The sequence below is a fragment of the Campylobacter concisus genome (assembly GCF_002913765.1).
Lineage (GTDB): Bacteria > Campylobacterota > Campylobacteria > Campylobacterales > Campylobacteraceae > Campylobacter_A > Campylobacter_A concisus_BB.
Genome location: NZ_PPCH01000013.1, coordinates 54,769 through 67,211 on the forward strand (window position 1 = coordinate 54,769; position 12,443 = coordinate 67,211).

Annotated in this window: 10 protein-coding genes; all 10 read left to right on the forward strand. The window is 40.1% G+C overall.

Features of this window, described 5'->3' with window-relative positions; translation table 11 throughout:
* The 10 genes from secF to cysK all read left to right on the forward strand — a co-directional run bounded on the left by secF (nucleotide 1) and on the right by cysK (nucleotide 12,442).
* The gene (gene secF, locus CYO89_RS03365; protein WP_103597129.1) at nucleotides 1–972 is read left to right on the forward strand and encodes a protein translocase subunit SecF; all 972 of its coding nucleotides are present in this window, start codon (nucleotides 1–3) and stop codon (nucleotides 970–972) included.
* Nucleotides 973–981: 9 nt separating this feature from the next.
* Complete coding sequence (locus CYO89_RS03370) at nucleotides 982–1,320, forward strand: DUF6394 family protein (RefSeq protein ID WP_002942000.1); 339 nt, start codon at nucleotides 982–984, stop codon at nucleotides 1,318–1,320.
* Nucleotides 1,321–1,328: 8 nt separating this feature from the next.
* Nucleotides 1,329–3,794 carry a leucine--tRNA ligase gene (gene leuS, locus CYO89_RS03375; protein ID WP_103597130.1) on the forward strand — a complete coding sequence of 822 codons (2,466 nt, stop codon included), beginning with the start codon at nucleotides 1,329–1,331 and terminating at the stop codon, nucleotides 3,792–3,794.
* 3 nt (nucleotides 3,795–3,797) lie between these two features.
* Entirely contained in the window at nucleotides 3,798–4,337 is a 540-nt protein-coding gene (gene lptE / locus CYO89_RS03380) for an LPS assembly lipoprotein LptE (RefSeq protein ID WP_103597131.1), read from the forward strand.
* A complete protein-coding gene (locus CYO89_RS03385) occupies nucleotides 4,318–5,892 on the forward strand; it encodes a GGDEF domain-containing protein (protein WP_103597132.1) in 1,575 nt (524 codons plus the stop codon). The genes lptE and CYO89_RS03385 overlap by 20 nt, the downstream gene beginning before the upstream one ends.
* Nucleotides 5,889–7,091, forward strand: a complete 1,203-nt coding sequence (locus CYO89_RS03390; RefSeq protein ID WP_103597133.1) for a Mur ligase family protein — start codon at nucleotides 5,889–5,891, stop codon at nucleotides 7,089–7,091. The genes CYO89_RS03385 and CYO89_RS03390 overlap by 4 nt, the downstream gene beginning before the upstream one ends.
* Complete coding sequence (gene mfd, locus CYO89_RS03395; RefSeq protein WP_103597134.1) at nucleotides 7,072–10,017, forward strand: transcription-repair coupling factor; 2,946 nt, start codon at nucleotides 7,072–7,074, stop codon at nucleotides 10,015–10,017. The genes CYO89_RS03390 and mfd overlap by 20 nt, the downstream gene beginning before the upstream one ends.
* A complete protein-coding gene (locus CYO89_RS03400) occupies nucleotides 10,014–10,778 on the forward strand; it encodes an ATP-binding protein (protein ID WP_021089571.1) in 765 nt (254 codons plus the stop codon). The genes mfd and CYO89_RS03400 overlap by 4 nt, the downstream gene beginning before the upstream one ends.
* Nucleotides 10,775–11,443, forward strand: coding sequence for an endonuclease III domain-containing protein (locus CYO89_RS03405; RefSeq protein ID WP_103597135.1), 669 nt, complete (start codon nucleotides 10,775–10,777; stop codon nucleotides 11,441–11,443). The genes CYO89_RS03400 and CYO89_RS03405 overlap by 4 nt, the downstream gene beginning before the upstream one ends.
* A gap of 93 nt (nucleotides 11,444–11,536) precedes the next feature.
* The gene (gene cysK / locus CYO89_RS03410) at nucleotides 11,537–12,442 is read left to right on the forward strand and encodes a cysteine synthase A (RefSeq protein ID WP_103597136.1); all 906 of its coding nucleotides are present in this window, start codon (nucleotides 11,537–11,539) and stop codon (nucleotides 12,440–12,442) included.
* Nucleotide 12,443: the final 1 nt, after the last annotated feature.

Below are 12,443 nucleotides of genomic sequence, written 5' to 3' on the forward strand. Positions count from 1 at the left end.
ATGCAAATTTTTACTAAGGCAAAAGTTTATGATTTTATGCGGTTTAGATTTGTGTCACTCGCGCTTTCTATATTTTTATTTGTTGGCTCGATCTTTTTGCTTGCAACAAAGGGTTTAAACTACGGCATCGATTTTTCTGGTGGCACGCTTATCCAGTTAAAATACGACACCAAAGCGCCACTCGATAAAATTCGCGACGCTTTTGGCACAAATGAAGTGCTTAAAAACGCCTCTGTTACTGAGTTTGGAAGTGAAGATGAGGCTGTTATTAGATTTTCAGGATCAAGCTCAAATTTAACTGGTGACATCGGCACTGAGATAAAGCAAATTTTAAAAGATACTGGAAATTTTGAAGTAAGACGTGTTGATATCGTTGGTCCAAAGGTTGGTGATGAGCTTAGAGAAAAAGGTCTAATGGCTCTTGGAATTTCACTAATTGGCGTGCTTCTTTATATTACATTTAGATTTGAGTGGAGATTTGCGCTTGCTGCGATCGCAACTGAAATTCACGATATCGTTATAACTGTTGGTGCTATTTCGCTATTTGATATCGATGTAAATTTGGACACACTAGCGGCTGTATTAACGGTGCTTGGCTACTCACTAAACGATACGATCATCATTTTTGACAGAATAAGAGAAGGCATAAAAGAGAGCAAGAGAACTGATATCGAGGGCGTTATCAATGAGTCAGTCTCAGCTACACTTTCAAGAACTATCCTAACTTCAGCCACTACGATGATGACTGTTGTTGTGCTATTTTTATTTGGCGGAGATATGATACATGGATTTTCATTTATCCTTATCGTTGGTATCGTTATAGGAACGATCAGCTCGATCTACATCTCATCACCATTTCTTATCTGGTTTAAATTTAGCATTGAGCATTTTAGAGCTAGAGAGGCTGAGAAGCAAAGGATCAAAAAAGAGCGTGATAAAGAGCGTGCTATGTTTGAAAAAGGCGTTGTGTAAGGAGGGATAATGAACTGGGGAAAAGTTATCTACATATTTTTTGCGCTGATGAGTCTTACGACTACGGCGGAGTTTTTATATGATAAAAACGAGATCGCCCTTTTTGTGGCAGCTAGTATAAATTTGGTTTCTACGCTACTTAAGATCGGCGTTAAAAATTTACTATCAGCTGAGCTTTTTGCTAGCTCGCTGGTTGCTGATTTGCACCTTATACCAGCTTTTGTTATTTTGCAAGTCTCAGAAAATGCAACGCTTAGCTATTCTTTAGCTATTGGCGCAGTCATTGCAAATATATTTTCACTTGCCTTGGTACTAATAGAATCAAGCAAATCACAAGAAGAATTTTAGGAGAAAAAATGGCTGAAAAGAGAAAATATGAGCCTTTAAAGATAGAAAAAAAGTGGCAAGAAATTTGGGATAAAAATGAAGAATTTGAGCCAAAAGATGATCTAAGCTTGCCAAAAAAATATATCCTAAGTATGTTTCCATATCCAAGCGGACGCATACACATGGGGCATGTGAGAAACTACTCTATCGGCGATGCACTGGCTAGATCATATAGAAAAAGCGGCTTTAACGTGCTTCATCCTATCGGCTTTGATAGCTTTGGTATGCCAGCTGAAAATGCAGCCATAAAACATAAAATTCACCCTAAAATTTGGACTTACGAAAACATTGACTATATGAAAAAAGAGCTTGCAAGCCTTGGCTTTTCATTCTCTAAAAAGAGAATTTTAGCTACATCTGACCCGCTTTACACAAAGTGGGAGCAAAGCTTTTTTATAAAGATGTTTGAAAAAGGGCTTGTTTATAGAAAAAATGCCATCGTAAACTGGTGTGAGTATGATCAAACTGTGCTTGCAAACGAGCAGGTTGAAGACGGAAAATGCTGGAGATGTGGTAATGATGTTGTGCAAAAAGAGCTTCCAGGATACTACTTCAACATCACAAAATACGCTAGTGAGCTACTTGAGGATCTAAAACTTCTTGAGGGTAAATGGCCAAATCAAGTCATCACAATGCAAGAAAACTGGATCGGTAGAAGCTATGGCTTGGAGTTTAAATTTAGCCTTGATGAAGCATCAAAAGAGACTTTGGGTGGTAAATTTGACGGCTTTGAGGTATTTACAACAAGACCTGATACTATTTATGGCGTTAGCTACACAGCCCTTGCGCCAGAGCATCCTATCGTAAAAGCGCTTCTTGAAAGTGATAAATTTGACGAAAATAAAAAGGCAAAGATAAAAGCAATACTTAATCAAAGCCCAAGAGAGCGTCAAGCAAGCGATAAAGATGGAGAATTTTTAGGAATTTACGTCATTCATCCACTCACAAATGAAAAGATCCCAGTTTGGGTTGCAAATTTCATCCTAGCTGACTATGGCAGTGGCGCTATCATGGCTGTTCCTGCTCATGATCAAAGAGACTTCGAGTTTGCAAGCAAATTTAATCTACCTATAAAACCAGTCGTAAAGCCGCTTGAGGGCGAGAGTGATGGCTCTAAGGCGTATTCAGAGTATGGAGTTTCTATAAATTCTGAGCTTATAAACGGCCTTAGCTCAGAGGATGCCAAAAGCTTTATAATAGAGAAATTTGAAAAAGATGGCCTTGGTAAAAGGATCACAAACTACAAACTAAGAGACTGGGGAATTTCTCGCCAAAGATACTGGGGTGCGCCAATACCTGTCGTGCACTGCAAATGCTGCGGCGTAGTGCCTGAAAAAGAGGAAAATTTACCTATCGCACTACCTGAAGATGTTGAGATCACAGGCGAGGGCAACCCACTTGATAAACATCCAACTTGGAAATTTACAAAGTGTCCAAAATGCGGCCAAGACGCTATCAGAGAGACCGATACGATGGATACATTCGTAGAGAGTAGCTGGTATTTTGCTAGATTTGCAAGTGATGAGAAGAGTTGGGAACAAAAAGCACTTGATGAAAAGAGCGTGAATTATTGGATGAATGTAGATCAGTACATCGGCGGTATCGAGCATGCGATATTGCACCTTTTATACGCTAGATTTTTCCAAAAGGTCTTAAGAGACCTTGGCTATCTAAGAGATGATGAGCCGTTTGAAAATTTACTAACTCAAGGCATGGTCTTAAAAGATGGCAAAAAGATGAGTAAAAGCAAGGGCAACGTCGTAGATCCTGATGATATCATAAATAGATACGGCGCTGATACGGCAAGGCTTTTTATCCTTTTTGCCGCTCCTCCTCAAAAAGAGCTTGAGTGGAACGACAGCGCGGTTGAGGGTGCATTTAGGTTTTTAAATAGGCTTTGGGAGAAGGCACAAACTATCAAAAAGATAGATAAACTACCTGAGATAGATCACGAAAGCTTAAATAAAGATGAAAAATTTGCAAGGCTTAAAATTTATGAAGCGCTTAAAAAATCAACCGAGGTTTTTGGCGATACATTTGCTTTTAACACTTTAATCGCTGCTTGTATGGAGGCATTAAACGCTATAAATGCGCAAGATAATGACGATGTAAATGCTGAGGGCTTTTTCATCATCTTAAATTTACTAGAGCCTATCGTGCCGCATATCGCAAATGAGCTTAGCGAAGAGCTTTTTGGCAGAAAAAATTTCACAAAGATAGCTGTAAAAGAAGAGGTCTTTGTAAAAGATAGCATCGCTCTTGCAGTTACAGTTAATGGCAAGAAAAGGGCTGAGTTTGAAGTGGCAGCGAGCGAAAGTGAGAGTGAAATTTTAAAACAAGCTAAGCAAAATGTGGCTAAATGGCTTGAAGGAAAAGAAATTTTAAAAGAGATTTATATAAAAGGCAAATTAGTAAATTTTGTCATTAAAGGATAAATTTTGAGATATTTTTTAGCGTTTTTTATTGCTATATTTATCTGCGGATGTGGCTATAAACCAGTTTCAAAGATCTCGCAGGATTTGGTTGGAGATAGAGTTTATGTTGATGTTATCATCAGCAAAGAAGAGCCAAAAAATAGTGTCTGGATAAAAGATGCAGTAAAAGAGGGCATGGTCGCAAGGCTGCATAAATCACTATCAAGCAAAGATAGCGCTGATACTTCGATAATAGTTTCTGTAAAAAGTTTAAATTACGAGGCAATAATCTATGATGAATATGGCTATATCACATCTTATAAAGCACTTTTAACACTAAACTATAAAACCAAATTTAAAGATGGTCGTGTCGTAGATATACCTGCTACTGGCGAGTATGATTTTAGCGTGGCAAGACGTCAAAAGAGCGTAAGATACGCAGATAGTGTCATTAGCGATACTCAAAAGTATGAAGCTATAAAAGAGGCTTCAAAAGAGGCGTTTGATGAGTACATCGCAAATTTAGCTGTAAAAGGATATAAAAATGGCAGCAGTAACCGTTAGTCAAATAGTCAAGGAAGCCTTGAGCGAGATAAAAGATCGCCATTTGATGCTAACGCCAGAAAATTACACCGAAGTTTATAATGAAATTTCTAAAAAATATGGCTTTACTACCGAAGAGAGCAAAAAGATAGAAAAATATATCTCAAGGCTTGGTGATGACTATAAAGCGCAAGCTATAAGCCTTCATATAAAAACGGTTGATGAGTTTGTAGCTTTTATGACCGCTAGGCTCTCTCACGGTACTAAAAATGGCACAGCCCAAGTAGTCGATGATAAAAAGTTAAAGTCACTAAACGCCTTTGCAAGAAGAATTCTCCAAGCCATCTCTATGCTTCACAACAAAGATGCAAAAGCTCTAGCAGAGCAGGGCATGCAGCTACTTGCTAGAAGATATGATGAGAAAAATCTTGAAGAGATGTGCCTTAAATGGTTTGACTTTGTAAGCTCTTACGATACTGAATTTTTGGACTTTTTGAAATATTATGGCGTGAGAGACTTTGACGATCTAAAGACTATGAGCGCTGAGCTTGAGAAATTCTTATCTCAAAAAAATGAAAACACAGAAGAAAATGCTTTAGTGGAGCTTTTAAATTTTGCGCTTGAGCCTTCTATCACAAAGGAGCTTGGCGAAGAGCTCAGCAGTATTAGAAGTGTTTTGAAGCAAAATCCACAAAGCCTAAACAGCAAAGAATTTCAAGATAAGATAAAGGGCTTTGTTGATCGCAGGATAGAAGAAGATAGAACCGAGATCATCGAAAAGGTTGGCTCATTAAACAACATCTTGCAAAGCATAGGCGAGAGGATTTCAGATATCGCAGCTAGCTCAAAAAGTAGCTCAGCCAAGGTGCAAAGCATCAAAAATGATCTTAAAAATGTAAATTTAAATGCAAATAGCATCGATCATGTAAAGAGCATGCTTATCGAGATCGCAGGTGCCTTGGAGATCGAGAGTAAGGAGCTTGGCCTTGAGATGAATAGCAAGCAAGCGACCATTTCTGAGCTTCAAAACAGGGTTACAAGCCTAGAAAAAGAGCTTGAAGCTGCTAAGCTTGAGAGCAAAGAGGACTTTTTGACAAAAGTGGCTACAAAAAGAGCTTTGATGAGTGAAATCCAGCGTATCGAAGAGGCTTATAAACGTTACGGCACGGACTATTCGATCTGCTTTGTTGATATCGACTTCTTTAAAAAGATAAATGACACCTACGGACACGAAGCTGGCGACGTGATCCTTTCAGCCGTGGCTCAGGTGCTTAAGAAAAATGCTAGAAAAGTGGACTTTGTTGGCAGATATGGCGGCGAGGAATTTGTCATTTTGCTACCAAGTACGAGCCTAAAAGATGGTGTTAGATTTGGCGAGAAGCTAAGAAGCATGATCGAAAATTTCAAATTTATCTATAAAAACGAGCGCATCAAAGTTACCATTAGCTCTGGTGTGGCGACAAGAAGTGCAAATTTAAGCGATACGATGACACTTGAGGGCGCTGATAAGATGCTCTATCTTTCAAAAGAGGGCGGCAGAAACCAAGTCATGCCAAAGATAATCGAGGAAAAATGAGCCTAGCGAAATTTCTTGATGGCAAGCCACTTTACTACAAAGAGATCGACTATGGCAGGATCATAAGGGCTTATGATACGATCAAAGGCCATCTAAAGCCTTTTAAGATAATCCACATCATCGGCACAAATGGCAAAGGTAGCACGGGCCGCTTTTTAGCGCAAATTTTAAGCCAAAATGGCGCAAAAGTAGGACACTACACAAGCCCACATATATTTAAATTTAACGAGCGATTTTGGCTAAATGGCGAGGTCGCTAGCGATGAAATTTTAGAGGTAGCTCACGAGCGTTTGCAAGCTCTTTTGAGTGATGAGTACAAGATAAAAACGAGCTATTTTGAGTATATGACGCTGCTTTCTGCAGTGCTTTTTGAGGGTTGCGACTACTTTGTCTGCGAGGCTGGCATGGGCGGCGTGCTGGATGCGACAAATGTCTTTGAAAAAGAGCTAAGCATATTTACTCCGATCGGCTTTGACCACACGGCGATATTAGGCAATAGCTTAGAAGAAATTTCACGCACGAAATTTGAAGCTATGGGCAAAAGAGCTATTTTAAATGATGAGATGAACGAGATAAGTGTGGCTATCGCAAAAGAGATCGCAAGCGAGAAGAGTGTAACTCTGAGCTTTCCAAGAGAAATTTTAAACAAAGAAAATTTAAATGAGATCGCAAACTACGCAGATAAATTTAATCTACCAGAGTTTTTACGCTCAAATTTAACTCTAGCCTACGCCGCAGCTAAAATTTTAGATAGCAGCATAGATATCAAAAAGCTTGGTGCCTTATCGCTTCGTGGCAGATGTGAAAAGATCGCTTCAAATTTATACGTTGATGTCGGTCACAACGAGCTTGGCGCAAAAGCTGTGGCTAAGAAATTTAGCCAAGAAGAGTTTGGTGGCAAGAAGCTAACTCTAGTTTATAACTCATTTTTAGATAAAGATTTCAAGGCAGTCTTGGCAGCTCTAAAGCCAGTTGTCGAGGATGTGCTGCTTTATCACTACCACTGCGAGGGCAGGGAGCTTGGCGGAGAGCTTATAAACAAAGCGCTAAACGAGCTTGAAATTTCGCATAGAGAGTTTGAGCCAAGCGATATGAACGATATAAAAGAGGCAAAAAACGGCAAAATTTACCTAGCATTTGGCTCATTTCATCTAGCCGAAGCCTTTTTAAAAGAGTACTATGCAAGCAAAGGTCTATGAGTATCTTTTAACGCACGCCCCACAAATTCTCATCTGCGAAGATGACAAAGAGGCGGCACTCTGCGCTGATGCGGCCAGTTTTGCTGGCTTTAGCGCATTTAAACTACCTGATTTTAGAGCTAAAAAGGGCGATGACCTAAGAAGCTTTAACGAAGAGCTCTTTGAAATTTCATCCGTTCTTAGCAAATACTATAAATTTGATGGCAAAAAGATCATCGTAAGCCCATTTAGCACGCTTTTAAACCCACTTCCAACGCAAAAAAACCTAGAAAGCTCAACGATCAAGCTAAAAGACAATCTAAATTTAAGCGAATTTGCCGACTTGCTCATACGATTTGGCTACGAGTGCGTCGATATCGTTGAGAGCGTTGGTGAGTTTAGCATTCGTGGCGAAGTGATCGACATTTACGGCGTAAATATGGACGATCCTGTTAGAATTTTACTCTTTGGCGATGAGGTGGAGAGTATCAGAAACTACAACACCGCCACGCAAATTAGCAACAAAAATGAGCTAAGCGAAGCCGAGATCGTGCCATTTATCGCAAATTTGAGCAAAGATGAGTTTGAAAAAGTTAGCCAAAAGATCGAGGATATGCAAAGTGATGCTTTGGTGAGCGATCTAAATTCACTTGGATTTTGGGCGATAGATAGCTTTAGCGACTATTTAAAAGATTTTAACTCAAAGCTTGTTAAAACGATCGATTTTGAAATTTATGATGCGCCTGAGGAGAAATTTAAGGGCATTGAAATTTTACCTGAGCCAAAGGTCTATAAAGACTTAGAAGTTACTTTAAATTTTGACTTTTTTGAGCTAAACAAGAGCAAAAGCATAACCGTTCTTTCAAGAAATGAGGGGCTTTTTAAGGGCTATGAGCTTGATGGCTTTGCAAATGTAAAGCTTGAAATTTCGCCCCTTGTAGTAAATTTAACCTCAAGCGACAAGATCGTAGTCTCTTTAAATAAATTTGAGAAAAAAAGGCGAGTTAAGCGCTCAAGTCTCGTGGTCGATGAGCTAAAAGTAAATGACTACGTCGTGCATGAAGATTATGGTATAGGCAGATTTTTAGGGCTTGAAAAGATCAAGGTTTTGGGTGCGACGAAAGAATTTGTAGTAATTGCCTACCAAAATGACGACAAGCTTCTTTTGCCGGTTGAGCATCTAAATTTGATAGACCGCTACATCGCTCAAAATGGCTCTATGGCGGTGCTTGATCGCTTAGGCAAGGCAAATTTTGCCAAGATAAAAGAGAAGGTTAGAGAAAAACTCTTCGCGATCGCCTCAAAGATCGTGGCAATGGCGGCAAAAAGAGAGCTAATCGCAGGCAAAATTTTAAAAAAAGAGGATATCTCTTATCTAAATTTCGTCCAAGACGCTGGCTTTTCATATACGAGTGACCAACAAAAAGCGGTAAATGAGATAAAAGATGAGCTAAAAAGCGGCAGGGTGATGGATAGGCTGCTTAGCGGAGATGTTGGCTTTGGCAAGACCGAAGTTGCGATGAATGCCATATTTACCTGCATAAAATCAGGCTTTAGCGCATTTTTCTTTGTGCCAACGACACTTCTTAGCTCGCAGCACTACAAGACGCTAAGCCAGAGATTTAGTAAATTTGGCATAAAGGTCTTTAGACTGGATCGCTTCTCAAGTGCCAAAGAGAAATCAAGCCTACAAAAAGCACTAAAAGAAAATGAGCCCATAGTTTGCGTGGGTACGCATGCGCTTCTTGGTGTAAAGGCTGAAAATTTAGGGCTTATCGTTGTTGATGAGGAGCATAAATTTGGCGTTAAGCAAAAAGAGCAGCTAAAAGAAATTTCTCAGCACTCACACATCCTAAGCATGAGCGCCACGCCGATACCAAGAAGCCTAAATATGGCGCTTAGCAAGATAAAAACATATAGCATTTTAGCCACTCCGCCAAGCTCGAGGCTGGATGTGAGAACAAGCGTGAGAGAGTGGGACGAAAAGGTCGTCAAAGAGGCTATCATGCGTGAGCTAAGACGCGGTGGGCAGACCTTTTACATCCATAACCACATCGCAGACATCGAGCAGACAGCAAATGAGCTAAGAAAAATTTTGCCAAAGCTTAGAATTTTGATACTTCACTCAAAGATAAATGCGAAAGTCGCTGAAGATGAGATGATGAAATTTGAGCGGGGCGAGTATGACTTGCTGCTTTGCACCAGCATCGTTGAAAGCGGCATCCACTTGCCAAATGCAAACACCATAATCGTAGAAAATGCCAATAAATTTGGCATGGCTGACCTGCACCAGCTGCGCGGACGCGTGGGTAGAAGTGACAAGCAGGCTTATTGCTACTTTTTGGTTGAGGATAAAGATGCCATTAGCAAAGACGCTCTAAAACGACTTGTCGCACTTGAGGGCAACTCGTTTTTGGGCGCTGGCTCAGTGCTAGCTTATCACGACCTTGAGATAAGGGGTGGTGGTAACATCATCGGCGAGGCGCAAAGCGGTCACATCGAGGCTATCGGCTACTCGCTATATCTAAAGATGCTAGAAGATGAGATAAACAAGCTTCTTAATCAAGACTCCGCAAAGCTTGACAAGATCGATCTAAAGCTTAGTGTGAGCGCCTTTTTAAATCAAGAATTTATAAGAGAAGATAGGCTAAGGCTTGAAATTTATAGGCGCCTTAGCAAGTGCAAAGAGGTCGCTGAAGTCTATGAGATACAAAGTGAGCTTGAGGATAGATTTGGCAAGATAGATACATTTACAAAGCAGTTTTTGGACCTTATCATCATTAAAATTTTAGCTCTAAAAGCTGGCATAAAGACGATCTCAAACAGCGAACAAAATATACTAATAACAAAAAATGATGACGAGAAGATCAGGCTAAAGTCACGTAGCAAGGACGATGACGATGTTTTGGCTGAAATTTTGGTCTATCTAAGAAAGGATAAGAAATGATAGATTGGGGTATGAAGTACGCAGCGATTTATAAGAGCACAAAAGGGATGTTAAAGCCAGTTGAGGATATCGATTTTGTCGATATCGACTCACTTTATGGACTAGAGAAGCAAAAAGAAATTTTGCTAAAAAATACTAGAAATTTTATAGCGGGCGACGAGGCAAATCACGTGCTTCTTTGGGGTGAGAGAGGATGTGGCAAGTCAAGCCTTGTAAGGGCTGTTTTTACTAAATTTTATAAAGAGGGACTTCGCATCATTGAGATTGGATGTGAGGATCTAAAATACCTTGGCGACATCATCGACGAGATCAGAAAGAGCGAGTTTAAATTTATCATTTTCTGCGACGATCTAAGCTTTGAAAATGGCAGTAATGAGTATAAATTTCTAAAGCCTATCATGGATGGCTCTATCCAAAAGCCGCCAAAAAACGTCCTTTTATATGCCACATCAAACCGCAGACACCTAATAAGCGAGTTTAAAAGCGAAAATGAAAACTCAGAGCTAATAGACGGTGAAATTCACTACAGCGACGCAGCTCAGGAGAAAATTTCGCTCTCGGACCGCTTTGGTCTTTGGATCAGCTTTTATCAAGGCAACTACGATGAGTATCTAAAAATGGTTGATTTTTACTTTAAAGACTACACTGGCGACAAAGATGAGCTTCACACGCTTGCTAAAAATTTCGCCACTTTAAGAGCCAGCAGAAGTGGCAGGACAGCAAAGCAGTTTTATCTAACTTTTAAAGAAAATTTAAAATGAGATCAACTGATCTGTTTTTAGCCTTGCTAAATCACAAAAGTAGAAATTTTGACGAGCTAAAATGGCCAGGTGAGGGCACTTTTGAGGTCATTTTGGGCGCTATTTTGGTGCAAAATACCAACTGGAAAAACGTAGAAAAAGCTCTTGCCAATCTAAAAAAAGCGAGCAAAGATAGCCTGCAAGGCATTTGCAAGCTTGAAAACAGCGAGGTTGCCACACTCATAAAGCCAAGTGGCTTTTACAACACAAAGGCAAAACGGCTAAAGACGCTTTGTCTAGCTATAAAAAACGAATTTGAGAGCTTTGATAATTTTAAAGAAAACGCTAGCCGCAAGTGGCTCATAAGCGTAAAAGGCGTTGGCGCTGAGACTTGTGATGCGATACTTGCTTATGCTTGCGGCAAGCCTTATATGGTCGTTGATGCTTATGCGCTTAGGATAATGGCATATTTTGACTACATTTTTGAGAGCTACAACGAGGCGGCTGAGTGGTTTAGCTCGCTTGATTATGATGAAATTTATAAATTTCTTGATAGTGAGAAATTTGACGAGAGTGAGGTTTTAAAGCTCTATCATGCACTTATTTTGGAGTTTTGCAAAGAGAATTTCAAAGGCAAAATTTTAAGCCAAAGCGGACAAGAGGTGCTTGATAGCATTAAAAACTAAATTTTTATTTTAAATTTAGCGCAAATTAGGACTTTTTATGTTTTATTTTAAATTCTATGCTAAATTTACGAGAAATTTATTTTAGGAGGAGTGATGATCTACGATAACATCGTAAAAACGATCGGTAATACACCTATCGTAAAGGTTAAAACAGGTGCTGACGAGGCTGAAATTTACGTAAAATTAGAGTTTTTTAACCCAGGCGGCTCTGTAAAAGATAGGATCGCATTTAATATGATCACAAAAATGCTAGCTGATGGCACACTAAAACATGGCGACACTATCGTTGAGCCAACAAGCGGCAACACTGGTATCGGCGTAGCTATGTGCGGTGCTGCACTTGGCTTTAAAGTGATCCTTTGCATGCCTGAGAGCATGAGTATCGAAAGACGCAAGATCGTTGCAGCTTATGGCGCTCATCTTGAGCTAACTCCTGCAGCTGGCGGTATGAAAGCAGCGATCGCAAGAGCTACTGAGCTAGCTTCTCAGCCAAACCACGTAATGCTAAGCCAGTTTGAAAACAAGTATAACCCACAAGCTCACGAGCTAACAACAGCTGCTGAGATCGTGGCTGATTTTAGCAAGCTTGATGCCTTTGTAGCAGGTGTTGGCACAGGCGGCACGATAAGCGGCGTGGCAAAGGTTTTAAAAGAAAAAGGCTATGACACTAAGATCATCGCAGTAGAGCCTGAAGCATCACCAGTTTTAAGTGGTGGCAACCCAGGACCACATAAAATTCAAGGCATCGGAGCTGGATTTTTACCAAATACAATGGATATGAGCCTAGTTAGCGAAGTAGAAAGAGTAAGCAACGATGACGCACTAAATGCAGCTAGAGCGATCGCAAAGAGCGATGGCTTGATGATAGGCATAAGTGGCGGCGCTTCTTACGTGGCTGCAAAAAGAGTGGCTAAAAGACTTGGCGCTGGCAAAAAAGTGCTTTTCATAGCTCCAGATAACGGTGAGAGATACCTAAGTACAGAGCTTTACGGAGCGTAAA